Source organism: Bradyrhizobium sp. LB8.2 (genome assembly GCF_040548035.1).
Classification (GTDB): domain Bacteria; phylum Pseudomonadota; class Alphaproteobacteria; order Rhizobiales; family Xanthobacteraceae; genus Bradyrhizobium.
In genome coordinates, this window is the sequence record NZ_JBEPQV010000010.1 from 169997 (window position 1) to 195583 (window position 25587).

The following is a 25587-nucleotide window of genomic DNA, read 5'->3' on the forward strand; positions in this document are numbered from 1 at the left end:
ACGGCCTTCCCTGCGCAGTGGCTTTACGGCTTATGCCGTGCTCTCCCGGGAGCCGAGTTCCTGTTGGCCTCCCTCGTCTTCACGAAAGTCGCGGACACCGCGCCGGTTGACGCGAATGCCGCATCCGCAAAGGCTTGACCGTAGCAACGACGGCCAGGACCACACGGTTTTGCCGTACGCACACAGCGTCGCTCGTCCACACGAAGCCTCGGGCTCACGGAGAGCAATCCGCCCTGCCCACGCCTCTCGCACACGACGCTGCCGCGTCCACCGCAACCCGGCCCGCGTTTCGAACGACTCGCGAACCGCCCCTCTTCGTCGGGCCGGGCTGTTTCGATTTATGCCGCAATTCCGAATTTCGGTAAAGTGGAATGTTTTCGCGCAGAGGGATTGACGTAGTGCATGGTGTTTTGCCCGTCGGGCACGCGTAGGATGGGTAGAGCGCAGCGAAACCCATCAAACTTTTCCCGCGGTGATGGAGGCGATGGGTTTCGCTACGCTCTACCCATCCTACGAAGATGCCCTACGCCACCGCCGCATCCGGCACGCGCGCGGCTTCCATCGGCTGCTTGCCGCGGATCAAATCCGAGGCGCGGTCGGCGATCATCATGGTCGACGCATTCAGGTTCGCCGAGATCATGCGCGGCATCACGGAGGCATCGATCACGCGGAGGCCTTCGAGGCCGTGAACGCGGAGCTGGTCGTCGACGACCGCCCAGGTCGAATCGGCCGGGCCCATGCGGCAGGTGCAGCCGGGATGGAAGGTGGTGGTGCCGCGTTCGGTGGCCGCGGCCAGAAACTCGTCGTCCGTGTTGATGTCAGGGCCGGGGAAATCCTCGTAGGCGTAATAAGGCGACAGCGGCGCGGACTTCAGTAGGTTGCGCGCGAGCTTCATGCCGCCGACGATGACGCGGCGATCGAGCTCGGCGTCGAGATAGTTGGTCTGGATGATCGGCGGCGCAAAGGGATCGCTGGAGCGGATGCGGACATAGCCGCGGCTCTCGGGGCGCTGCTGCCAGGAGGCCACCGTCATGCCGGGCTCGTCCTCGAGCTGGCCCTGCACGCCTTCCTTGTAGCTCGCCGGCGTGAAGGTGAGCTGAAGGTCGGACGAGTCGGCGCTCTCGCCGGAATGCCAGAAGCAATAGACCATGGTCGGCGACAGCGAGAGCAGGCCTTTGCGCGCGGTCGCCCATTTCAGCGCCTCGATCCACAGCGAGAAGCCGCGGCGAAGCTCGTTGATGGTCCTGATGTCTTTGACACGCGCCACAGTGCGCGGCGCATAATGATCCTGCAGGCCCTCGCCGACCGGCAGCGCGTGACGCACCTGGATGCCGTGGGTCTGCAACAGGTCGGGCGAGCCGATGCCGGAGAGCTGCAAGAGCTGCGGCGAATTATAGGTGCCGCCGGAGAGGATCACTTCCTTGTTGGCGCGCACCTCCACCGGCGTGCCGCCTGAGCCGCCCTTCATGTAGCGCACGCCGACGGCGCGCTTGCCCTCGAAGATGATCTCGGTCGCGTGCGCGTGGGTGTGGACATGCACGTTCGGCCGCTTCATCGCGGGCTTGAGAAACGCGGTCGAGCCGGAGACGCGCAAGCCCTTGTCGATGGTGCGCTGACAATAGGAGACGCCTTCCTGGGTCTTGCCGTTGTAATCGGGGTTGCGGGGGATGCCGAGCGAGACCGCGCCTTCCATGAAGGCTTCGCAGAGCGGATCGCGCCAGTTCATCGTGGTGACGGTGAGATTGCCGTGGCGGCCGCGGTAAATGTCCTCGCCCTCGCCGACCCGCTTCTCCAGCCGTCGAAAGTAAGGCAGCACATCGGCATAGCCCCAGCCGCGATTGCCCATCTGCGCCCAGGTGTCGAAATCCATGCGCTGGCCGCGGTTGTAGATGTGGCCGTTGATCGAGGACGAACCGCCGAGCGTCTTGCCGCGCGGCGCATAGATGCTGCGCCCGCCGGTCCAGGGCCCGACCTCCTGCTGGTAGGCCCAGTTGATGCTCTTCATGTGGAAGGTCTTGATGAAGCCCGCCGGCAGATGGATGTAGGGATGCCAGTCGCTGGGTCCGGCCTCCAGCACGCAGACGCTCACGTTCGGGTCTTCGCTCAGCCGGCTGGTGAGCACGCAACCCGCCGAGCCCGCGCCGATGATCACGTAGTCAAATCTATCCATGGTGCCTCGGCCGCCGCTCAGCGTGGCTTGTCGTTGAGTTGATAATTCAAATGCGTCCGCACGGTCGGCCATTCGGCCGCGGTGATGCTGTAGACGACGGTATCGCGCAGCGTGCCGTTGGGCGCGACCTGATGGCTGCGCAGAATGCCGTCCTGCTTGGCGCCGAGACGCTCGATGGCATTGCGGCTCTGATGATTGAAGAAGTGCGTGCGGAATTCCACCGCGATGCAGTTCAGGGCTTCGAAGGCGTGGGTGAGCAGCAGCAGCTTGCACTGCGTGTTGAGCGGGCCGCGCTGCGCGCTCTTGCCGTACCAGGTCGAGCCGATCTCGACGCGGCGGTTGGCGGCATCGATGTTCATGTAGGTCGTCATACCCACGATCTTGCCGCTGCCATCGAACACGGTGAAGGGGAGCATCGAGCCCGCGGCCTGAAGACCGAGCCGGCGGTCGATTTCCTTGGTCACGTTGTCCGGCGTCGGGATCGCGGTGTACCAGATGGTGGAGAGCTCGCCATCCTTCACGGCCTCGATCAGCCCCTCGCGGTGCTGATGCGACAGCGGCTCGAGTCGGGCATGCTGTCCGCGCAGGGTGATGGGATCAGGCCAGGGCATTGCAGGTCTCTCTCTGTTGTCGTTGCGAGCGAAGCGAAGCAATCCAGAGTGCCTGCTCCTCGTCCTGAGGAGCGCGTCTTCGCGCGTCTCGAAGGATGAAGGCCCCGCTGGTGACCTCGCCCTTCGAGACGCGCGCTAAGGGCGCGCTCCTCAGGGTGAGGTCTACTGGATTGCTTCGCTTCGCTCGCAATGACGGCTTGGCTCACTTGTTCAAGAAATTCAACGGCAAACCGCCGCGCGGCCAGTCCATGGTGATCAGCTCGCCCTTGCCCGAGAGCGTGATGTAGGCGGTCTTCAGCTCGGGGCCGCCGAAGGCGATGTTGGTGGTGACGCGGTCGCCGGTCGGCACCTGCTCGACCAGGGTGCCATCGGGCGCGATCACCGAGATGCAGCCGGAGACGAGGGTGGCGACGCAGACATTGCCGTTCGCTTCGACCGCCAGCGAGTCGAACATCTGGTAGCCGCCGAGGCCGCAGATCGGTTTGCCGCGCTCGCCGCGATAGATCACGTCGCGCGGCTTCAGCGTGCCGGGCGCGGAGAGCTCGTAGGCCCAGAGCCGGCCCGTCGGCGTCTCCGCGATGTAGACGGTGTTCTCGTCCGGCGACAGGCCGATGCCGTTGGCCGGCAATACGCCATGAACGATTTCGACGATCTCCTTCATGCCGGGCTTGAGATAATACATGCCGCCGACGTCCATCTCGCGCGCGCGGCGCTTGCCGAGATCGGAGAACCAGAGGCCGCCGTGCTTGTCGAACACCAGATCGTTCGGACCGCGCAGATCGTGCTCGCCGCACTTGGTGACGACGGTCTCGATCTTGCCCGATTGGAGATCGACGCGCTGAATCGAGCCGCCGAGATAATCGTCCGGCTGCGGGCCGGGCATGATCATGTTGCGGGTCGGGATCCAGGAGAAGCCGCCATTGTTGCAGATGTAGACCTTGCCGTCGGGGCCGAGCGCCGCGCCGTTCGGGCCGCCCGGAATCTTCGCGACGATCTCCTTGCGGCCGTCGGGATAAACGCGGGTCAGGCGCTGACCGCGGATCTCCACCAGCACCACCGAGCCGTCCGGCATCACGACCGGCCCTTCGGGAAATTCAAGGTCGGTGGCGAGAACGCGGACGTTGGACATGTGGGGACCCTCCCGATGGCTTGTTATGACTTGCACGGGATGTCCGGTACGGGTCCCACACGCAAGATTTGCCTGCGGTTATGACAAAGTCACCGCGGCTTGCCAAGCAAGCCGGATGGTATGCCAGCGTTGCGCGCTACTGCTTCATTGCCCCGGCTCGGCGGAGCAGCGTTACACGCTGCGCCGCATCCGGGACACGGCATTCACTTCGCATCCTTCGGCGACGGCGCGTCCTGCTTCTTCTTCACATCCTCCGCGATCTTCGCCTGCGCGGCCTGGAGATCGCCGAACGTCTTCTGCAAGCCGGCAACCGTCGTCTTCAACGCATCGATCTGGCGAGCCGCGGCGTCCAGCTTCTGCTGGTGATCGAGGTTTAGCCTGGTGATCGTCTTCTGGAGAAAGTCGACGTTGCTCTGGAGGCAGCTGGTGCGGCGCTCCATGGTCTTCTCGACGGTGCAGATCTCGATGCCGGGCACGTCCTGCGCGCGAACCGGCGCATTCGCCAGCGCGGCGAGCAATAACATCGCGAAACAGACGCCGGCACTTCGAAGATGCATGCTGGTTCCTCGTCAAATCAATCACGGCAATGTGCGCTTTTTGCGCGCCGCCGCATAAGGCTACCACACTCGCACCGCATTCTCGCGTTGAGCTTGTAGCTGTTCCCTCGGACGGGGAGCGATGATCTGCACGCGGAGGGAAATGGGCACTTCTTCCGCGGCTTTGTTTAGGGGAGATTTTTGGAATGGCAACGCGCGACAGACGACTTGCAGAATTCGACGGCTCCGGAGAACCGCCGCCCGGCCTTGCAGTCGAAGTGCTGTGCGAGGACCATAGCGGGACGTATCAACTGCCGTTCGCTTGCCGCTATGTGGAGGGACGCTGGCAGAACCACACCGCCGGCGTCGCGGTCGAAGCAACCGTCATCGGCTGGCGCGTGCCGCGCTTGAAGCACTCGGGCGTGGCCTGAGCATCGAATTCTGTCTCAAAATGCAACGGGGCCGCGTCCCGGCTTAATCTTCGGAACGCGGCCCGAACGAATCACGTCCGAATCAGCCGTGGGGCGCTGTACGCGCCTGTTCACGGCTAGATGTCGCAACCGGTTCGCACGCGTATACAATATCTGTGCAGCGCGTGAGCAGGCCGAGCCGGCCACGACGCCAAAAAGTTAACGGCTTCAATGACTTCAATGCCATGACTGCCGGGTGCGGCGGTTCAGGCCGCGCCCCCAAAACAGGCAGGGCGGCACCAGGCCTGCCTAATATTCGACCTCGAGCTCCTCGATCTCGGCCGGCTCGTCCCTTGCCGCTGCGATCCATTCCCTCATCTCGGGCATGGCCAGGATGGTATCGGCATAGGCTTTCAAAAGCGGTTCGAGCTTGACGTCATAGGTGACGAAGCGCGTCACCACCGGGGCGTACATCGCATCCGCCATGGTGCGCTTCTCGCCGAACAGGAAGGGGCCGCCCGATTTCTCCAGGCAGTCGCGCCAGATCGCCCAGACGCGATCGATGTCGGCCTGCGCGCGCGACCAGATCTTGAAGCCAGGGAAATGTCCCTTCAGATTCACCGGCAGCGAGGCGCGCAACGTGGTGAAGCCGGAGTGGATTTCGCCGCAGATCGAGCGGCAATGTGCGCGCTGGACGCTGTCAGCCGGCAGCAGGCCGGCATCCGGCATCGCCTCGTTGAGATATTCGGCGATCGCCAGCGTGTCCCAGACCACGGCGCCGTCGTGCCGCAGGCACGGCACCAGGATCGATGACGACAGCAGCAGGATCTCCGCGCGTGCCGACGCGTCGTCGGGCGCGGTGGCGATCTCCTCGAAATCGAGCCCGGAAAATTTCGTCAGCAGCCAGCCACGCAGCGACCAGGACGAGTAGTTCTTGCTGCTGATGGTCAGTTTCGCCTTCGCCATATGGCCTCCCCTCACGCCTTTGACCTGCACCCGCCCGGCCTGCGGGGAATGCTCGCTTCCCGCAAACAAAGCAGCAAGCGACGTGCCAATCTGGAGGTCGGCCCATCTCCGGTTTGGCTTCGATATTGCATAGCAGCATGGGACAGGTGGGCGTTTCAGTATGATGTCGATGTATTATCAGGCCTTTCAGAACCATATGGACCTGACGGCGCCGTGGCGGTCGGGCGCTTCCTCCGCACTCCAATTCCTCAATCTGGTGCCGCAGGGCTTGTCGGATCAGGTCGTCGGCCGACTGTCGGCCGCGCTGGAGCTGATCTCGCGCTCCACCCTCACCTATCACCGCCCCGCTTACGGCATCGACAGCGTCATGGTGGGCAACCGCGAGGTCGGCATCACCGAGGAGGTCGCTTACGCGACGCCGTTCGGCTCGCTGCTCCACTTCAAGAAGGATGGCGCGCCCGAGCAGCCGCGCATGCTGCTGGTGGCGCCGATGTCCGGCCATTTCGCGACGCTGCTGCGCGGCACCGTGAAGACGCTGCTGCAGGACCACGACGTCTACATCACCGACTGGCACAATCCACGCGACATTCCACGCAGCGAGGGTCGCTTCGGGCTCGACGACTACACCGATCACCTCATCGATTTCCTCGGCCAGCTCGGCCCGCGCCCGCATATGGTGGCGATCTGCCAGCCCTCGGTCCCGGCGCTCGCGGCCGCCGCGATCATGTGCGAGGGCAACCATCCCTCGCGGCCGGCGACGCTGACACTGATGGCGGGCCCGATCGACACGCGCATCCAGCCGACCAGGGTCAACGAGTTCGCCAAGAGCAGGCCGATCGACTGGTTCGAGCAGAACCTGATCAACTACGTGCCGATGCAGTGCCGCGGCGCGCTTCGGAAAGTCTATCCCGGCTTCGTGCAGCTCACCGCCTTCGTCTCGATGAATCTCGAGCGCCACATCAAGCAGCACATGGATCTCGCCAACCACATCGCCAAGGGCGAGAAGGACAAGGCGGCCAGCATCAAGAGCTTCTACGACGAATATTTCGCCGTGATGGACCTGCCCGCCGAGTTCTACATCGAGACCGTGCGCGACGTATTCCAGGAGCATCTGCTGCCGCAGGGCAAGCTGGTGCATCGGGGACGTCCGGTGAACACCAAGGCCGTCAGCCGAATGGGGCTGATGACGGTCGAGGGCGAGAAGGACGATATCTGCTCGATCGGCCAGACACTCGCGGCGCAAGACCTCTGCACCGGCGTGCGCGCCTATCGCCGCGTTCACCACATGCAGGCCGGCGTCGGCCATTACGGTGTGTTCTCGGGCAAGCGCTGGAACAACGAGATCTATCCGCTGCTGCGGGATTTCGTGCACGTGAATTCCTGAAGGCGCACCAAATTCCTTCGGCAATATCAGACAAAGCATCGTCGCTTTGGGAAAGACGCCGGCGCTGCACCAGCCCTAAAACACGGACATGCCGCTTCAGCCGGAGGCCTTGCCATGTCCGAATTGCCAACCCCAGCCGCCACGCCGGCCGCGATCGTCGACGCACTGAAGGCGGTCGCAGGCAATCCGCCGAAGGTGCGCGCGAGCTTCGCCAAGGGTCGATGCGTGCGCGGCACGTATACCCCGTCCGACCGCGCGGCAGAGATCACGCGATCGCTGAGCTTCACAAAGCCCTCGCGCGTGCTGGCGCGCTTCTCAGTCGGCGGCGGCAATCCTGACGTAGCCGACACCAGCAATTTGGTGTTGCGCGGCTTCAGCTTCAGGCTTGGCGGCGACGCCCATCGCTCGGACATTTTGGTGGAAAGCGCGCCTGTGCATTTTGCACGGACGCTGGACCAGATGCTCGCCTTCCTTAAGGCGCGCATTCCGGGCGCGGACGGCAAGCCCGACATGGCGAAGGTCAAGGCCTACTCCGCGGCCAATCCTGAGACGCTGAATCAGGCCAGTTACATCGCCGCGCGCCGGCTGCCCGGCAGCTTTGCCGGCACGACCTATTGGGGCGTGCACGCCTTTCCCGCGACCAGCGCGAAAGGTGAGACCCGCTTCATCAAGTTCAAGCTCGCGCCTGTCGGCGGCGATATCACGCTGAGTGAGGACGAAGCCGGGGCGAAGTCCGCCGACTTCCTGCACAAGGATCTCGCGCAGAGGATCGCAGCTGGCGACGTTCGCCTCAACGTGATGGCCCTGCTCGACCGTCCCGGCGATCCCGTCATGGACGTCACCCTGCGATGGCCGGACGAGGACAACCGGGAGGAGGTGCGGCTGGGGACGATCGTCATCACCAGTCTGGAAGCCGACGATGCCTGCGACCGGTCCATCTTCGATCCTGCTAATCTCGCCGATGGCATCGGCCATCCGCCGGACGAGATTTTCGCGGCGCGCCGCGCGGCCTACAACAATTCGCTGGCGAAGCGCCGCTGATTAGATCTTTTCTCGTCCGCCATCCGTTTCGCGACGCCACGCGCCCGGACTGACGCCGACCATCGACGAGAACACCCGCGTGAAATGGCTCTGATTGGCAAATCCGGCCGAGATGGCAATCTCGGACAACGGCAGGTCGCGGACCGTCATCAGTTGCTTGGCTGCCTTCACGCGCTGTTGGAGCAGCCATTGATGCGGCGGCAGGCCGGTGGAGATGCGGAATGCACGTGAGAAATGGCTGACGGAAAGGCCGAGCTCGGTCGCGATCTGCTGCAACGCGATCTTGCCTGAGAGATCGGAGTCGAGCCGCTCACACGCGCGCTTCACCTGCCATGGCGCGAGACCGCCGCGGCTCGGTTCTGCGGCGGGTTTGAGCCCGCCATAGGTCTGGCCGACATGGGCGGTGAGCGCGAGCATCATGTGATCGACGAAAAGCTGGTTGGTCTCGTCGGGCCGACGCAGTCCTTCCTGCAACGAAGCGCCGACATGTCGGATGATCGCGTCGTCATGACCGACACCGGGCTCGTAGCTGAGCTCGCCAATGCGCGACCCGCGGGGCTGCACGGCAAGGTCACCAATGGCCGAGCGCGGCAAATAGAAGAAGAGCGAGTGAAACGGCTTGTCGATCACATAGCGCGGGTCGCGCTTGAGGTCGTACAGATAGGTCGCTCCTGCGCGAACATCCGCCTTGGTGACACAGCGGCCCTGCTCCCAGCATTCGCAATCCGGATAATCGCGGAATTTCAGGCTGACGAGATAGGCATCTTCCGCCGCCAGGGAGCCGGAAATATCCGGTGTCGGATCGTCGTTGCGGACTTCGGTGACCGCGAGCGCGGCGCTATGCAGCGAACGCGTGATCAGCACTGGTGCTTGCTTCGAGTGAAGGCCCTGTCCGAGCCTCCGTCCGTAGACGCCCGCTTGTGTCATTTCAATAAACCTATCCGTAAAGGCACTTCTTCGTCGACCTTCCCGATATTCGCGCATTATCGGAGATCGCCGGCCAACGGTCCAGCCGCAGCGCATAACACGAAGCTTTTGCCGCAGGCTGTCGCGCCGGATCGCGCCGCGATGATTTCATTGTGATTTCAGCGTGATGTCACAGGCCCGGCATCGCGAAGGACAACACAGTTAATCTGTTCTGCGACTCACCGCACGATTTCGTCGTGCGTTCTCGAAAGCATTCGCAGCGCGCCTGCGCGCCTCAGGCGGACCACTCCTCGCCCCAGACCTGGACGACGTGACCCGGCGACACTTCGCGATATTGCCGAACCGGCGGCCAGACGCTCGCGGCACAAGACCTTTGCACCGGCGTGCGCGCCTATCGCCGCGTCCACCACGTTGTCGGACATTACGGCGTGTTCTCGGGCAAGCGCTGGAACAACGAGATCTATCCGCTGCTGCGGGATTTCGTGCACGTCAACTCGTGAAGCGCCGTTCCCTGGCCCGCACGTCACGTTGCAAATCTCAATGTGCAATTGCGCATTGAGGTTCGAAGATGCTGGCGGCATATCGAGACGCCTCTGCCCCCAAACGACCGGCTAGAGAGCACGTGGCTAACGCTCTTGCTTGAGCAGCTCTTTCGCTTCTTCGACTTCGGGAAGATTTCGCTCCGCATCGAATTCAGCAAGGACGGGAGCGAGCACCTCGGATACCGCGCCCGCTCGGCCCCTTCTCTTGAGCAGGCGTGCGAGACCAAGGGCGCTGCGCAACTCGAAAGTCTTCGCCTGTTGGTGTCGTGCGATTTCCAGCGCTCGCTTGAGGGCATGTTCGGCACTGCATTCGTCAGGGTCATGGCGCGACAACAGTTCGCCGTAGACGCGATGCAGCTCGGCATCAAGCCAATGCTGACCGGATTGGCCCGCCCATGCGATCAATTCGCTCAAGATTTCCAGCCCGTTTTCGAGTTGACCCGACTCTGCGGCCGCCATGGCGACATGCATCCCCCAAAACGGTTCACAGAGATAGCAGTCATTCTCGTGCAGCAAGGTCCAGCCGCGGCGCATTTCCGTCAATCCGGTCGTTCGGTCGTCGGCGCGCCACTTGGCCAGGCCATTCAGGTAGGTGCCGGCGGCCACATACAGCGGCATCGTGTGGTCCCGAGCGAGACCGAGCGCCAGGATCGTCTCTGTTTGCTGCAACATGCCCCCGCATAGTCCGTCAAACACAGCGCGATGAACAAGCGCATTGGCCTGGGAAAGAGCCCGTTTTTCTCCTGAAGCACTCACCGCTTCGGCGGCGAGCCGGCGCGCGCGAGCGATCCCGCCAAGCGGCCAGAGCACCAGGGCAAGAAATCTCATAATCACGAACGGAAGATCCAGCGCCGAAGCCCTGAACGTCGCGGGATCCGGCTCGGCACCATAGATATCCAGCGCCTGCTCAAGATGCACTCTCGCGTTCAAGTAGTCACCCCCGAACCAGCAGGTAACCCCGCCCGTCCAGTGGGCTACGACGGCGGCCACCGGGGAGTCCGGTCGTCGGTCAGCGGCGCTCCCGATGGCATCCGCCAGCTCCCGCATCGGAGCGAGTTCGCCGTGTGTCAGGCAGGCATTGAAGAGTCCCGAATGGACTGGCGCAAGTTCAACTGGATCATTGATGTCGGCTACGAACTGCCGAGCGCGCGTCCATGCGGCTACCGTTTCGGGAGCGCTGTGCCCGAGGCTGCCCCGTAGTGCGCGACCATAGGCGATTTGAAGATGGAGCCTGCTCATCATCCCGCGAGGCGCATCAGGCAACTCACCGGCGGTGGCAATCGCCTTGCCGAGATGTGCGATCGCCTCGGAATAGGCCGAACGCTTCAGCGCCTGCTGTCCCGCCTTGCGCCACCACTCGTGGGCGACCTCGCTCAACCCCGCCTCGGTGAAGTGGTGTGCCAGAACTTCCGGCTCGGTCTCAGCGACGACTGGAAACTTTTCGCGCAGGACGTCGCCGATGCGGGTGTGCAGCACATGCCGTTTGCTCTTGAGCAGGCTCTCGTAGGCCGTTTCCTGAACGAGAGCGTGCTTGAAACTATAGTTTGCTTCGGGCGGAACCCCGCGACGCACCAGCAGTTCGGCCTCTTCGAGTTGCCCTAGCGCAGCACTCAGCGTCAGATCATCGCGTCCCGCCACATATTTCAGCAGCGCGTATGAGAAGTCGCGGCCGATGGCGGCGCCTATCTGCGCCACCTCCTTGACTGGAGCGAGCCGGTCGAGCCGCGCCATCAGCGAATCTTGCAGCGTCGCGGGAATAGCGAGCGGCGGGAGCGGACTATTGAGGCGATAGCGCCCGGCATCTTCGACGAGCAGCCCGGACTCGAGCACCATCTTGGTCAATTCTTCGACGAATAGCGGGATGCCATCCGTCTTGTCGATGATCTGCTTCATCATCTCGCGTGGCAGCTGGCGACCCACGGCCACCTGTTCGACCAGCGCGCGCGAGTCCTGCCGGTCGAGCCGGTCGAGCCGCAACAGACTGACGTTGGCAAGGCCCGACCATGAGGGCTCGAACTCCGGCCGGGATGTCATGAGCACGAGTATCGGCAGTCCCCTGATCCGATCGACCGCGAGATCGAACAGTTCAAGTGTCGTGGCATCGGCCCAATGCATATCCTCGCAGATAATTAGCAGGGGTTGCTCTCGCGCCAACCCCTCGAGCTGATCGAGAAGGGCGGCAAATGTCTGTCGCCGCTGCTGCGCCGGGCTCAAACCGAGCGGCGAACAATGGTCTCCGGTTGGAATCGAAAGGAGAGCCGCAATGAGCGGTGTCGCTCGGGCGACCTGCTGTGTTCCAAGCGCCAGCATTGCTTCGAGCTTGTCGAGCTTTTGCCCGCACGTATCGTGCGAGCGGATGCCGGCGGCGCGCTCGAGCTGCGCGACAAAGGGATGAAGCGCACTGTTGGTGTGGTAAGGCGAACACTGATATCGCACCCGGCGGTGCGCGCCCAACGAGGGGCTTTCGGACAGCGTTGCGACAATGCGCGACTTGCCGATGCCCGCTTCGCCAGAAATCAATACCATCTGGCCCTGCCCCTGCCATGCCCGGCGCTGGCGCGAGAGAATGAATTCGATCTCGTCCTTGCGGCCAACAAAGCCGATCGAGCGCGCCGCGCGGACCGCCTCGAAGCGACTCTCGGATGCGGTCGCTCCCTCCACCGCCCAGACTGCGATGGGTTCGGCTATTCCCTTGACTTCACGGCGGCCGAGATTGCGAAAAGCGAAGAGATCACCAAGCAGCCGGCGCGTCGACGAAGCAACGACGACCGCCCCCGGCTCCGCCAGGCTCTGGAGCCGAGCAGCGAGGTTTGGTGTATCGCCGACGGTTGCGTGCTCCTCTGACGCATCTCCACTGATGAGGTCGCCGACCACCACAAGCCCGGTCGCAATTGCGATCCGCATTTCAACCCGTTCGTCAGCGCCAGTTTTGAGATGCCGAATCGCGGCTATAGTGTCGAGCCCCGCTCGCACTGCGCGCTCCGCGTCATCCTCGTGGGCGCGAGGATAGCCGAAATAGACGAGTATTCCGTCGCCAACGAACCTGGCTATCCTGCCGTCATAAGCGGCAATGACTCTCGCGCAGGCCGCGCGGTAGGCCCGGATCACCTCCCACATATCCTCGGGATCGAGACGCGCCGAGAGCGCAGTCGAGCCGACCAGATCGCAAAACATAACGGTGAGATGGCGCCGCTCGGCGTCATGAGGAGGAGCCGGCGATGCGATCAACGCGGCTGGATCGAGGTCGGCAATAGCACGCAGCATTTTGCGGCGATGGCCGAGCAGGACTCCGAGCTTATCGAAGTCCTCGTCCATCAGTTCGGGAAGGACGTCGATGTCAATCCCATTTTGGACAAGACGCTCTGCGTATTGCCCAAGCCCCAGCTTCTCGAGCCACTCCGCAATCTGCATTGGCTCCACCGATCGTGTAGTAGGCGGTTAGCAGAATTTTGGACCACGGCGCGGGGACAATATCCCAACACCATCATGATGGCACGTCTTGTTTGTTGCGCGATCATTTAGGTTGCTCAGTACCGGTACCGCTTCCGAGCAGAGACATTGCCCAATGCGAGCGGCTGCGCTACCAAAAATCGTCAGCACGCAGCGTTGGGCTACAGAGGTTGCGATGAGTTGTCGGCCGTCAGCTACTCACTTTCGGACCTGAAGCCGAAACCAACACTGCGGCCTGCGCCCACGTCACGACGCCAAGCAGACGCTTTTCCGTGAGCACAGTATTGTTCATTCCTTGTCCATGGACGCTTCGTAGTTGCGAGCCATCGTCCCCGCCGCAACTTGAAGCGAAGAACCAACCACCCAACAGCCGGCAACAAAGCCTATCAGGCCATTGGGCAAGGTTTGATCAAGGACAAGGATGCTGACGGACAGAGTTGCTGCAATCGCGGCGCCGAACGTTCCGGCCGCACTCATGACCTCAGCCGCCTCGAAACCGTTCCATTCGTCCGAGATGCTCGAAATCGACCTCCGAGCGGCACTGCGGGACAAATCAATTCCGACATAATAGCTAAGAGCTCCGTACAGCATCGTTAGCAGCACGATCCAGCCGCTTTCAAACAGTCCGTCTTTCTGACGCAACAGGGTCGCACCCACATAGAGGCCGCAAGAGGCCCCAACGGCTGCGAGCCCAATTCTTTCAATAAGATGGGCCGATTTGATCAGACTGGAACGAGCGATCCGAAGATTGCCGGTTTGCTTCGTTACGGATAATGCGCTGGAAACTGCATTGCTAATCTTCATTGGAGTCTCCCTCTCAGGTAAGTAGCGGCCTACCGGCCGACCTCGAATAGAGGCTGCCTCGTGGACGTGCTTTGCGATTCCGTGGATTCCAATTTCTGAGATCTGTGCTGAGTGATGGGGCTGGCTTGCTCATGAGCAAGACGAGAGCCAATCCAAAGCTGCGAGCTCGCCGCTTCGCAGGCATTGCATCTCACCCGTGTCTGTCAATTAGCTCCGGGTGCGGCAATTTCTTGTGGAAGTGATAGCTCAAAAAGAGAGTGATGGAATGTGAGACGGTTCACATACCGTGGTTTCCTGTCGCTCCATCCGGTCACAATTTCCGGAGGACGCCTCTGCATCGTCGCGACACCCGGGAGCGCGCAAGCAGGAGCTGAACGGCGCGGTCTACTCGCAAGCTGTCCCCGCATTTCGCCGACGTCAAATCTATCCGCCCTTGCTGTTTTCGTGCACGTCAACTCATGAGGTTAGGCCGCGTCACCGGAAACGCACCGCGCCTGCGCGCCTCAGGCGGACCACTCCTCGCCCCAGACCTGGACGACGTGACCCGGCGACACTTCGCGATATTGCCGAACCGGCGGCTGGTAGTCGGGCGCGCGCACGGGGCTTCTGATCTCGTCGTTCGAGGCCTCGCGCCGGGTGCCGCGGCGCGCTGGATCGGGCACCGGCACGGCCGCCATCAGCTTCTTCGTATAGGGGTGCTGCGGATTGCCGAACAATGCCGCGCGCGGGCCGGTCTCGACGATCTCGCCGAGATACATCACCGCGACGCGGTGGCTCATGCGCTCGACCACCGCGATGTCGTGGGAAATGAAGAGATAAGCAAGCCCCATGCTGGCCTGAAGATCGAGCATCAGATTGACGACCTGCGCCTTGACCGAAACGTCGAGCGCCGAGACCGCCTCGTCCGCGACGATCAGCTTCGGTCCGAGCGCAAGCGCGCGTGCGATGCAGATGCGCTGGCGCTGGCCGCCGGAGAATTCGTGCGGAAAACGTGCGGCCATGTCGGCGGTGAGGCCGACGCGCACGAGCAAATCGGCGACCTTCTCCCGCGCCTGCGACGCCGTGGCGAGCCCGTTGGCGAGCAAGGGAGCCGCGATCGCCGTTCCCACCGACATGCGCGGATTGAGGCTCGCGAACGGATCCTGAAACACGATCTGCATCTGCTTGCGGAAGTCGCGCAAGGTTCGCGCACTCATGGCCAGCACATCCTGCCCGTCGATCAGAACGGTGCCGCTGTCCGGCTCCGTCAGCTTGAGGATGGAACGGCCCGTCGTCGACTTCCCGCAGCCGGATTCGCCGACCAGTGCCAGCGTCTCGCCGGCGCGCAAGGTGAAGGAAACGTTCTCGACCGCATGGACGCGGCCCGAGACTTTGCCGAACAGGCCCGAACGGATCGGAAAGCGCGTGGTCAGGTTGGCGACTTCGAGCAGCGGGCGCTCGGCGGTCGAGACCGTATCGGGTGTCTCCGCCGGATCGTCCGAGGTCCCCGTCACCTTGTCGACGATCGGAAACCGCATCGGCCGCACGCGTCCATCCATCGAGCCGAGGCGCGGCACAGCGGCGAGCAGTGCCCTTGTATAGGGATGCGAGGGGGCTGCGAAGATGCGCGAGGTATCGTCGGTCTCCACCGCCTGGCCGCCATACATCACCACGGTGCGGTCCGCGATCTCGGCGACCACGCCCATGTCGTGGGTGATGAAGAGGATCGACATCCCCTCCTCGTTCTGGAGCTCCTTCAACAGCTCCAGGATCTGCGCCTGAATGGTGACGTCGAGCGCAGTGGTCGGCTCGTCGGCGATCAGGAGTTTCGGCTTGCAGGCCAGCGCCATCGCGATCATCACGCGCTGGCGCATGCCGCCGGAGAAGCGATGCGGATGCTCGTGGAAGCGCGATTTTGCCGCGGGGATGCGAACACGGTCGAGCAAGCGGATGGTCTCGGCCTCCGCCGCCGCGCGCGACAGGCCGCGATGCTGGATCAGCGCTTCCGCAATCTGGAAGCCGATGGTGAGCACCGGATTGAGGCTCGTCATCGGCTCCTGGAAGATCATGGCGATTTCGTTGCCACGAACATCCTTCATGCTGCTCTCGGGCAGCGTCAGCAGATCGCGACCGGCAAGCCGGACGCTGCCCTCGACGCAGCCGTTCTCCTTCGGAATGAGTCGCATGATCGAGAGCGCGGTGACGCTCTTGCCGGAACCGGACTCACCGACGATCGCCACGGTCTCCTTGGGGGAGACATCGAACGACACATTGCGGACGACGGGACTCCATTGCCGTTCGCGCATGAAGGACGTGGTGAGGCCTGAGACCGACAGCACCGGCGCCTGCGCGTCGGCAGCGACGTGGTCGGGTATGCTTGCGCCCATGCTCATGCCGATGTCCTAATAGCCACGACTACGGTCGACACGCCCCGGCAAATCCTCGCCGCGGCGGTGGCGTTCGATCACGTCGAGCACGAAATCGACCGCCGTATCCGGCGACGTCATGCTGGCATTGTGCGGCGTCAGCAGAATGCGCGGGTGGCTCCAGAACGGATGACCCGCAGGCAGCGGCTCCGGCTCGGTGACATCGAGGACGGCGCCTGACAACGCACCGCTGTCGAGCGCTGCGAGAAAATCGGTTTCGACCAGATGCGAGCCACGCCCGACATTGACGAGCGACGCGCCGCGCGGCAGGCGCGCGAACATATCTGCGTTCAGAATGCCGCGGGTCTCGTCGGTCAAAGGCAGCAGGCAGACGAGAATGTCGGCCTGCGCAAGGAAATCCGGCAGCGCATCCGCGCCCGCATAACAGGTCACGCCCTCGATCTCGCGCGGCGAGCGGTTCCAGCCGAGAAGCGGAAAGTCGAACGTCTTGAGGCGCTCGAGCACGGCCTGGCCGAGCCGGCCGAGGCCCATCACGCCGATACGACGACGTCTGGCCGGTGTGATCCGGATCTCGCGCCAGACCTGCTCCTTCTGCTGGGCGATGAAGTCCAGGAGATCACGATGCAGGGCGAGCACAGCCATGGTGACATATTCGACCATGGTTTCGGCGATGCCGGGCTCGAGCATGCGCACCAACGGAATGTGCGGCGGAATTTTTGACGCGTCGAACTGGTCCACGCCCGCACCGACCGAGAAGACGAGCTCGACATTAGGGAAAGTCGTCGCGATGTCATCCGGCGGCACCCACGCCACGAGATAGCGGACGTCAGCGGGATCGCCGATGTCGGGCCAGAGCCGGAACGGCACATCAGGCGCGCGCTGGGCGAAGAAGCGCGCCCACTCCTCGCCGCGAACCATGTTGGCCTTGTAGAGAACCGTCATGCGGCCAAAACTCTCAAAACGGGCTGACCGGCGCGAGCCGCCGGCCGTCGATCAGGCGCTTGTGGCTGTACGCCGCAGGATCGACCAGCGGCGTCGCGCCCGTCACGATGTCGGCGGCCAGCTTGCCCGCCGCGGGGCCGATGCCGAAGCCATGGCCGGAGAAACCGGTGGCAAGGAAGAAGCCCGGCAAGGCGTCGACCGGCGAAATCACCGGGATGGTATCCGGCGTACAGTCGATCGTGCCGCCCCAGGCTTCCGCGATCTCGATGTCCTTCAATTCCGGATTCGACTTGATCAGCGAAGCCAGCGCCGCATTGACCAGCGACATGTCGGGCGCGGGATCACGGACACGCTCGGTCTCGAACGGCGACGGCTTGTCCAGGCTCCAGTCCGTGCCGCGCATGAGTTGATCGAAGAACGACTTGCCGAGCGACAGTTTCAACCCGTTCTTGCGGTGCAGGTAGGTCGGCCAGAAGGTCAGCGCATAGCGGAACAGGTCGGGCGACAGTTCAACCGTGCCGCGGTTGCGCAGCGCCAAGGTGAAACCGCCGTCAAGGCGGCGGCGGATGCAGTAGAGATCGGTGCCGAGCGCACCGGAGGTGATCTCCGGTCCCGGCGTAGTCCGGCATGCGGTGGCGTTGACGAGGCCGATCGGCAGCTCGATGCCGTGGCGCCGGCAGAACAGCGATGACCACGCCCCTCCGGACAGCAGTACCGATTGCGTGCGAACGGTGCCCTTCTCGGTGACGACGGCGCTGACCCGTCCACCCTGCGTTTCCAGTCCGCGCGCGGCGCAGCCCTGATGGAGGGTGACGCCGTGTTTTCGCGCGGCGGTCGCGAGCGCGGGCACAGCCATCGACGGCTCGGCGCGCCCGTCGCTCGGCGTGTGCAGGCCGCCGACCCATTTCTCGGAATGACCGGGCAGGCGCTCGGCGACCTCGGCCGGCGTCAGGACCGTCGAGTGCACCTGCATCTCGCGCGCCGTTGCGGCCCATCGCTCCCAGCTGGCGAGCTCATCCTTGCTCTTGGTCAGGAACAGCACGCCGGTGCGGCGGAAGCCGGCATCGACGCCGGCATCGTTCTGCATGTCTTCCCACAGGCGCAGCGCCTCGCGGGCAAGAGGAATTTCTTCACGCGCGCGACCCTGCTGGCGGCACCAGCCCCAATTGCGGCTCGACTGCTCACCGCCGACGTGTCCCTTCTCGACCAGCGCGACGGAGAGGCCCTTCTTCGCTAGATGATAGGCTGCGGAGACGCCGATGACGCCGCCGCCGATGACGACGACGTCCGCCTGCGCCGGCAGGCGCTCGTCGCTGTTTATGCGGGTGAGCGGCGGGGACATGAGACACTCCTTAACATCAGCCTGGACTTCAATTCGATCGAGATCTTGCTCGTCATGGGATGTTCATTCGCGGATCGAGCGCGTCGCGCAGGCCGTCCCCGAGGAAGTTGAAGCTCGTCACGGCAAGCGTGATCGCGAGGCCCGGCGCGATCGCGAGCCAGGGCGCGCTGGCGAGATAGATCTGCGCGTTGTTGAGCATGTTGCCCCAGCTCGCGGCCGGCGGCTGGATGCCGTAACCGAGATAGCTGACATAGGATTCGAGCAGGATCGCCTTGGCGACGTTCAACGTCGCCGCCACCATGATCGGCGCCATCGCATTCGGCACAAGCTCGCGGAACATGATGCGCATGTTCGACGAGCCGAAGGCGAGAGCCGCGACCGCAAACTCACGCTCGCGCAGCGAACGCACCTGGGCCTCCACGACGCGGGCAACGGCCATCCAGGCGGTCGCCGCAATCAGCACGGTGGTGGTGACAAGGCCTGGCTCCGTGAGCGCCGCGAGCGCAAGCAGCAGGAAGATCGTCGGAAAGCATAATACCGCGTCGACGAGCCGCATCAGTACCGCGCCGACCACACCGCCATAGAAGCCGGCAAAGGCGCCGACCACGATGCCGACTGCCATCGCAATCACCATCGCGACGATGCCGATCGAGAGCGACACGCGCCCGCCCATCATCAGCCGCGCCAGCACGTCACGGCCGAGCTCGTCAGTGCCGAGGATGTGCGCGCCCGAAAACGGCGGCGCGAACCGCTTCATGATGTCGATATAGGTGTCGTCGAACGGTAGCAGATACGGGCCGAATGCTGAGCCGAGGATGAGGACCAGAATGATCACCGCGCCCGCGAGCGCGAGGCGATGCCGGCGGAATCGCCGCCACGCGGCCTGGCCGGGTGCGAGCTGGACCGTGGAGAGGGCTGCAGTCGCCATCGTCTAGCCCACCCGGATGCGCGGATCGACGACGGCGTAAAAGATGTCGGCGAGCAGCGAGCCGATCAGCACCATCGTCGCCGAGAACATCAGGATGCCCATTACCACGGGATAGTCGCGATAGCCGATGGAATCGAGGAACAGCCGACCCATGCCTGGCCAGGTGAATACGGTCTCGGCGACCAACGCGCCACCGAGCAGCGTCGGAAACTGGAGGCCGGCCACCGTGATCATCGGCAGCAGCGCGTTGCGCAGGGCGTGAACGGTGAGGATACGCCATTCCGGCATGCCTTTCGCACGCGCGGTGCGGATGTAGTCCTGGTTGATCACCTCTAACATCGAGGAGCGCATGAAGCGGCCCCACATCGCGGTCTCGACCAGCGCCAGTACCAGCGCCGGCGCAATCAGATGATGCAGCAGGTCGAGGAAGGAGCCGTCGCCGACGGTCTCGCGATTGCCGGACGGCAGCCAGCCGAGCTTCACCGAGAACACGTAGATGGTGACGAGGCCGAACCAGAAGGTCGGGATCGACAGCGCGATCATGGCGCCGACGGTTGCGAGCGTATCGAACAGCGAGTAGCGGCGGAGCGCTCCAAGCACGCCGATCCAGCAGCCAAGCAAGACCGCGATGATCGTCGCCGTCGCCATCAGCTCCATGGTGGCACCGAGATGCGAGGAGATCACCGACAGCACGGCCTCGCCGTCGCGGTAGGAGCGACCCCAGTCGCCTTTCAGCATACGACCGAACCAGTCGAGATACTGGATCGGAAGCGGACGATCGAGCCCGAGCTGGCTGGTGACGCGATCGAGATCCTCCTGCGTCATCTGCGCGGAGGCCGCAAATTGCGAGAGCGGGCCGCCGGGCGCCAGATGCAGGATGGCGAAGCCGATCGCTGAGACGATCACCAGCAGCATGATCGCCTGCGCCAGGCGATTGGCGACGTAACGGGCCATCTCAGGCGATCCCGCGGATCGGATGCATCAGGCCCAATACCACTCGCGGATGTTCCAACAGTTGATCGACATGTTGATGTTGGGGCGGAAACCCTGGAGCCCTTCCTTCACGCCTTCCGCGATGAAGCCCTGGAACAGCGGCAGGATGGCGAGATCGTTGCGGATGAGCTTTTGCAGCTCGCCATAGGTTGTCTTGCGCTGCGCCAGATCGAACTGCCTGGCGCCTTCGGCGAGAAGCCGATCCGCTTCCGGGCTCTGGTACTGATAGGTGTTGTAGCCGCGGCCGCCTTTGGCGGGAATGGCGCCGGAGCCGAAGCGCGGCGTCACATCGGGGTCGCTGCCCAGCATGAAGTTCACCCCCACGATCACCGAGTTGAACTTCGACTGCTGCCAGAAGTCGCCCCAGATTACCGCCGCCGGCATGTTGTTGACGCGCATCGCGGCGCCGATCGCACGCCAATCCTGGATCAGGAGCTGCTGGGTCTGCTCGCGCACGGCGTTGCCGGATGTGGTCGAGTTGGCGAATTCGAGCTTGACGCCACCCTTCTCGCGCACGCCGCCGGCGCCGCGAACCCATCCCGCGGCATCGAGCAGCGCATTGGCTTTGGCAGGATCATATTTGTGCTGCGGCAGGCCCTGCTGGAACGACCAGGCCTGCTGCGGCACGAAACTCTCGGTTTGCGTCGGCAGGCCGTAATTCAGCGCATCGATGATCGCCTGCTTGTTGATGGCGAGATACAAAGCTTCGCGCACCGTGCGGTCGGCCAACGCACCGAACTCCAGATTGGGCGCGATGTGCTCCACCGAGGATGTCGCGGAGACGAAGATCTTGCGCCCCTTCAGCGTCTTCGCCTCCTGCACGAAGTTCGGCAAAATGCCTTGCAGGCCGGTGTAATCGACCTGGCCGGTGCGGAACTGGGTGTAGAGGACTGTGAGGTCCGGAATGTACTTGAACACCACGCGCTCAACGTAGGGTCCCTTGCCGTGGTAGCCGGCATGAGCATTCAAGAGGATATGGTCGCCTGGCACACGCTCGCCCCAGCGGAACGGCCCGGTGCCGACAGGCGCATTGTGGAACGGCGAGGCGTTCGGATCCGACAGCTTTTCCAGGATGTGCTTGGGTACGATGAAGGTCAGCGCGCCCAGGATCGACATATAAGGCGAATAGGCCGTCTCCATCCGCCAATGGATCTCGTCGGGCGCGACGACCTTGATGTCCTTCACGAGGTTATGGCCGACGCGGCTGCGCGCGCGGAAATCAGGATTGTTGATCAGTTCGAGCGAGAATTTTACGTCCTCGGCCGTGAACGGCGTGCCGTCATGCCACTTCACGTCGCTGCGCAGCTTGATCTTCCAGGTCAGGCCGTCGGCCGACAGGCCGCCATTCGCGATGGTCGGGACTTCGCGCGCGAGGTCGGGAACGAAGGTGCCGTCGGGATCGATGAACCAGAGCGGCGAGAACACCTGCCACCAGATGCCCTGGTCGACCTCGATGCCCGGCATCAGGGGATGAAAGACCGTTGGCTCCTGCGATAGCGCCGCGATCACCGGTCCGCGCGGCTTGTTCGGCGGATTGGTCGGGCGTTCGGTCTGCGTAAATGCGTGGCCTGGAAGCGTCCATCCCGCCGCGGCGCCCGCGCCGAGCTGAAAGAGCTGACGGCGATTCGGAATGTCGAGATGCAGTGCTCCAACGCCGAACTTCCCGGTGTCGTCCGCCATGACCACTCTCCGTTTTCGCACGCGGCACCGTCTCCCGCGCCCCCAAGACCCCGGCAAAGGGACAGGAGTGGGCTTTAGTGCTTCTAAATTTTTCTATCAAAAGTTCATCACGACTAAATACAGTTGTCAATCAAATTGCTAGGATGCGCGACCTTTTCACGCCGCCGGAGCATTTTGGGCGGCGAGGCAATGCATGGGAGAGCGACATGGATGGTCGCGGCGACACGACCGGTCCGAGGGACGCCCCGAGGATCGAGGCTGACGATGCGGTCGACCAGCGCCTCGGCGAGACCGTGCGACTGCTGCGCCAGCGTGCCGGGCTGTCGATCCAGGACGTCGCCAACAAGACCGGCCTCTCCAACGGCATGATCAGCCAGCTCGAGCGCGCACGCGCCATGCCGTCGATACGCACGCTGCGCCTGCTCAGCATCGCGCTCGACGTCCCGATCTCCTATTTCTTCGAAACCACCGATCCCGCCGACGTGCAACGCTACATCGTGCGCAAGAACAGCCGGCGCCTGCTGCGGCTCACCGCTAGCGGCGTCGTCAAGGAAGCGCTGACGCCGGCAGACAAAGGCCAGCTCGAACTCTATGAGCTCACGCTCAATCCCGGCGCCTCGTCCGGCACCGACTTCCTGCAGCATACCGGCGAGAAGGCGGGCTATATCCTCTCGGGCAGCCTGCGGCTGTGGCTCGACAACCAGGCCCATCTGCTCGAAGCCGGTGACAGCTTTCGCTTTCCGAGCATCGTGCCGCACATGTTCGACAACCCGACCCAGCAGACCGCGCGCGTGATCTGGGTGACGACGCTGCGCCAGACCGATTCTCCGGCAGGTTGAAGCGCCGCCGCCCGGCACCACCGCAAATTGCTCCTCGACGCCGCCGCGCGGAATCTGTAGCTCACGTGGAGCCGGACTCATTGACAGGGTGGACGCGAGGGTCCGCGACCGACGCGTTGGTGTGAGACCATGAAATTCAGGGGGCTTCTGACACTCGCGATGGTCGCGCAGGTCGTCGTGACTGCGGCGGCCCTCCTCGCCTCCTATGCCGTGACCGGAACCGGGTTCGGCACGGTCCAGCTCATCGCCCTGCTCGCAAGCGGTCTCGTTGCGGCGCTGAACGCGCGGCTCTGCACGCGCATGATCGCGACGTTGCAGGACAAGCGCATTGCCGCACGACTGGCCGAGCAGGCGCAGGCCAGCGCGCAAATTACCCAGGCCGTCATCAAGACCGCGCTCGATGCCTTCGTTCAAACCGATGCGAACGGTATCGTCCTGGAGTGGAGCATTCAGGCCGAAGCCTTGACCGGTTGGACGCGCAAGGAGGCGCTCGGCACGGACGTCGTCAACCTCCTCGTCGCCGAGCCGCTGCGCGACGGCTTCAGGCAACGCATGATGCGGCTCCTGCCGGAACTGTCGGATGCGCCGATCGGCATCCGGTTCGAAGCGACCCTGCTGCACCGGAACGGCGACGAGATCCTGATCGAGGCGTCCAGCACGGCGCTCCAGCTCGGGGGACGCACCCTCATCAACAATTTCGTCAAGGACGTCACCCAGAAGCGCGCTGCCGAGGAGCAGCTGATCCAGGCCCAGAAGATGGAGGCGGTCGGCCAGCTCACCGGCGGCATCGCGCACGAGTTCAACAACATGCTCACCGTGATCACGGGCACGATCGAGATCCTCGCCGAAGCCGTGAAGGACAATCCGCCGCTCGCGACCATCACCAAGCTGATCAGCGACGCCGCCGACCGCGGTGCCGCGCTGACGTCGAGCCTGTTGTCCTTTGCCCGCAAGCAGGCGCTCAAGCCGGCCGAGATCGACGTCAACAAACTGCTTGAAGAGCTCGCGAAGCTGCTGCTGGCGACCTTCGACAAGAAGATCGAGATCGTAAGCCGGCTTGACGGCAATATCTGGCTCGCCCTGGTCGATCGCGGCCAATTGAGCTCGGCGCTGCTCAATCTCGCGATCAACGCCCGCGACGCGATGCTGGATGGCGGCAGGCTGACGCTGACGACGCGCAACGTCGTGTTCGGCGTCCGCGAAGCCGTGGCGGTCGGGGCCGGCTATGCCGGCGACTATGTCGAGATCGAGATCGCCGACACCGGCACCGGCATTCCGCAGGCCATTCTGGAGCGGATCTTCGATCCCTTCTTCTCGACCAAGGACGTCGGCAAGGGCACGGGGCTCGGGCTCAGCATGGTGTTCGGTTTCGTCAAGCAATCCGGCGGCGGCATCAAGGTCTCGTCCGAACAAGGTCGCGGCACGATTTTCACGATCTACCTGCCGAAGGCGGAGGCGAGCACGCTTCGCCCGGCCGGCTATGACGAGCGCAAGGTCGTGGGCGGGACTGAGACCATCCTTTGCGTCGAGGACGACCGCGACGTCCGCCAATATGTCACGGTCCAGCTCGAAAGCCTCGGCTACAAGGTCATCCCCGCCGCCAATGCGGCCGAGGCGCTCGCCATCGCAGCCGAAGGCACGCCATTCGATCTGCTCTTCACCGACATCGTGATGGCCGGCAGCTTGAATGGACGAGAGCTCGCCGACGAGATGGTGGCAGCGCGCCCCTCGCTGCGGGTGCTGTTCACGTCGGGCTATGCCTACGACTCGCTGCATGCGCAGGGACGCGCCACCATGGGCGCGCCGCTTCTGACAAAGCCCTACCGCAAGGCCGAGCTCGCGCGCATGCTGCGCCGCTCCCTCGACACCGCCGTCGACGCGGCTGGCGATCCGATCCCGACGCCCTATTCGGTGCAGGCCGATGTCGAAGGCTTTCTGCGCAAGCAGGCGGCTGAACGCGACGGGCGCTAGTGCAGCGGAATGGATGGACAGCGCGCGATAGCTGCGCAAAACTCATCCCAGACATATCCATTGGAGACGAGCCATGACGTCACTCGAAAAAGGCATCACCGCGAACGGCACGGGCTATGGCGGCAAGACCTGGAACATTCTGGGCCAGGTCTATTTCCCGAAGGCCGTCACCGAGTCCACCTTCGCGTTCGAGACCAACAGCGAGCCGGGCCAATTCGTGCCGGTGCACATCCACCCGACTCAGGACGAATTCATCCTGGTGCAGGAAGGCACGCTCGACCTCAAGCTCGACGGCAAATGGGTGAAGGCCCATGCCGGCGACCTCGTGCGCCTGCCGCGCGGCATCCCGCACGGCTATTTCAACAAATCCGACAAACCGGCCCGCGCGTTGTTCTGGGTCTCGCCGATGCAGAAGCTGGAGGCGCTGTTCAACCAGCTCCATGACCTGACCGACCCGGCCGAGGTCGTGCGCATCTCGGCGCTGCACGAGGTCGACTTCCTGCCGCCCGAAGCCAATGACTAGGCTACGATCCCCCGACAGACGAATCGTTGGGGA

20 protein-coding genes and 1 pseudogene are annotated in these 25587 nt (G+C 63.7%); 7 read left to right on the forward strand and 14 right to left on the reverse strand.

The annotated features are described in order from the left end of the window. Positions 1-523: 523 nt before the first annotated feature. From ABIB06_RS15365 to ABIB06_RS15380, 4 genes are all read right to left on the reverse strand, one after another. Positions 524-2170 carry a GMC family oxidoreductase gene (locus tag ABIB06_RS15365; RefSeq protein ID WP_354049137.1) on the reverse strand — a complete coding sequence of 549 codons (1647 nt, stop codon included), beginning with the start codon at positions 2168-2170 and terminating at the stop codon, positions 524-526. A 17-nt stretch (positions 2171-2187) separates the two neighbouring features. Beyond that, positions 2188-2781 carry a GNAT family N-acetyltransferase gene (locus ABIB06_RS15370; RefSeq protein ID WP_354049135.1) on the reverse strand — a complete coding sequence of 198 codons (594 nt, stop codon included), beginning with the start codon at positions 2779-2781 and terminating at the stop codon, positions 2188-2190. 202 nt (positions 2782-2983) lie between these two features. Further along, positions 2984-3910: an SMP-30/gluconolactonase/LRE family protein gene (locus ABIB06_RS15375; protein WP_354049134.1), complete on the reverse strand. Its 927-nt coding sequence runs from the start codon at positions 3908-3910 to the stop codon at positions 2984-2986. 203 nt (positions 3911-4113) lie between these two features. Then, the gene (locus ABIB06_RS15380; RefSeq protein ID WP_354049132.1) at positions 4114-4467 is read right to left on the reverse strand and encodes a hypothetical protein; all 354 of its coding nucleotides are present in this window, start codon (positions 4465-4467) and stop codon (positions 4114-4116) included. Positions 4468-4652: 185 nt separating this feature from the next. On the opposite strand from ABIB06_RS15380, the gene ABIB06_RS15385 reads away from it, so the two are divergent. Next, complete coding sequence (locus tag ABIB06_RS15385) at positions 4653-4877, forward strand: hypothetical protein (protein WP_247347841.1); 225 nt, start codon at positions 4653-4655, stop codon at positions 4875-4877. A gap of 288 nt (positions 4878-5165) precedes the next feature. Here the strand turns inward: ABIB06_RS15385 and ABIB06_RS15390 are convergent, their stop codons facing one another. After that, on the reverse strand, positions 5166-5822 hold the full coding sequence (locus tag ABIB06_RS15390) for a glutathione S-transferase family protein (RefSeq protein WP_354049129.1): 657 nt from the start codon (positions 5820-5822) through the stop codon (positions 5166-5168). 160 nt (positions 5823-5982) lie between these two features. On the opposite strand from ABIB06_RS15390, the gene ABIB06_RS15395 reads away from it, so the two are divergent. After that, positions 5983-7206: a polyhydroxyalkanoate depolymerase gene (locus ABIB06_RS15395; RefSeq protein WP_354049127.1), complete on the forward strand. Its 1224-nt coding sequence runs from the start codon at positions 5983-5985 to the stop codon at positions 7204-7206. A gap of 114 nt (positions 7207-7320) precedes the next feature. Then, a complete protein-coding gene (locus ABIB06_RS15400) occupies positions 7321-8247 on the forward strand; it encodes a catalase family peroxidase (protein ID WP_354068916.1) in 927 nt (308 codons plus the stop codon). Here the strand turns inward: ABIB06_RS15400 and ABIB06_RS15405 are convergent, their stop codons facing one another. Then, positions 8248-9174 carry a helix-turn-helix domain-containing protein gene (locus ABIB06_RS15405; RefSeq protein WP_354049124.1) on the reverse strand — a complete coding sequence of 309 codons (927 nt, stop codon included), beginning with the start codon at positions 9172-9174 and terminating at the stop codon, positions 8248-8250. It abuts the gene before it with no gap. Positions 9175-9521: 347 nt separating this feature from the next. Here ABIB06_RS15405 and ABIB06_RS15410 point away from each other — a divergent pair. Then, positions 9522-9674: pseudogene (locus tag ABIB06_RS15410) on the forward strand (polyhydroxyalkanoate depolymerase); the annotation flags it as partial. A 126-nt stretch (positions 9675-9800) separates the two neighbouring features. On the opposite strand, the gene ABIB06_RS15415 reads toward ABIB06_RS15410, so the two are convergent. From ABIB06_RS15415 to ABIB06_RS15450, 8 genes are all read right to left on the reverse strand, one after another. Beyond that, complete coding sequence (locus ABIB06_RS15415; RefSeq protein WP_354125597.1) at positions 9801-13127, reverse strand: adenylate/guanylate cyclase domain-containing protein; 3327 nt, start codon at positions 13125-13127, stop codon at positions 9801-9803. A gap of 327 nt (positions 13128-13454) precedes the next feature. Further along, complete coding sequence (locus tag ABIB06_RS15420; protein WP_354068918.1) at positions 13455-13970, reverse strand: hypothetical protein; 516 nt, start codon at positions 13968-13970, stop codon at positions 13455-13457. A 503-nt stretch (positions 13971-14473) separates the two neighbouring features. Next, a complete protein-coding gene (locus tag ABIB06_RS15425; RefSeq protein ID WP_354049118.1) occupies positions 14474-16342 on the reverse strand; it encodes an ABC transporter ATP-binding protein in 1869 nt (622 codons plus the stop codon). A 9-nt stretch (positions 16343-16351) separates the two neighbouring features. After that, on the reverse strand, positions 16352-17278 hold the full coding sequence (locus tag ABIB06_RS15430; protein WP_354049116.1) for a 2-hydroxyacid dehydrogenase: 927 nt from the start codon (positions 17276-17278) through the stop codon (positions 16352-16354). 13 nt (positions 17279-17291) lie between these two features. Then, positions 17292-18620 carry an NAD(P)/FAD-dependent oxidoreductase gene (locus tag ABIB06_RS15435; protein WP_354049114.1) on the reverse strand — a complete coding sequence of 443 codons (1329 nt, stop codon included), beginning with the start codon at positions 18618-18620 and terminating at the stop codon, positions 17292-17294. Between the two features lie 52 nt (positions 18621-18672). Beyond that, on the reverse strand, positions 18673-19548 hold the full coding sequence (locus ABIB06_RS15440) for an ABC transporter permease (protein WP_354049112.1): 876 nt from the start codon (positions 19546-19548) through the stop codon (positions 18673-18675). A gap of 3 nt (positions 19549-19551) precedes the next feature. After that, positions 19552-20502 carry an ABC transporter permease gene (locus ABIB06_RS15445; protein ID WP_247347852.1) on the reverse strand — a complete coding sequence of 317 codons (951 nt, stop codon included), beginning with the start codon at positions 20500-20502 and terminating at the stop codon, positions 19552-19554. A 27-nt stretch (positions 20503-20529) separates the two neighbouring features. Continuing rightward, a complete protein-coding gene (locus ABIB06_RS15450) occupies positions 20530-22221 on the reverse strand; it encodes a peptide ABC transporter substrate-binding protein (protein WP_354049110.1) in 1692 nt (563 codons plus the stop codon). A gap of 206 nt (positions 22222-22427) precedes the next feature. On the opposite strand from ABIB06_RS15450, the gene ABIB06_RS15455 reads away from it, so the two are divergent. From ABIB06_RS15455 to ABIB06_RS15465, 3 genes are all read left to right on the forward strand, one after another. Next, on the forward strand, positions 22428-23060 hold the full coding sequence (locus ABIB06_RS15455; protein ID WP_354049108.1) for a cupin domain-containing protein: 633 nt from the start codon (positions 22428-22430) through the stop codon (positions 23058-23060). A gap of 129 nt (positions 23061-23189) precedes the next feature. Next, a complete protein-coding gene (locus ABIB06_RS15460; RefSeq protein ID WP_354049106.1) occupies positions 23190-25031 on the forward strand; it encodes an ATP-binding protein in 1842 nt (613 codons plus the stop codon). A gap of 73 nt (positions 25032-25104) precedes the next feature. Continuing rightward, complete coding sequence (locus tag ABIB06_RS15465) at positions 25105-25554, forward strand: cupin domain-containing protein (RefSeq protein ID WP_247347856.1); 450 nt, start codon at positions 25105-25107, stop codon at positions 25552-25554. Positions 25555-25587: the final 33 nt, after the last annotated feature.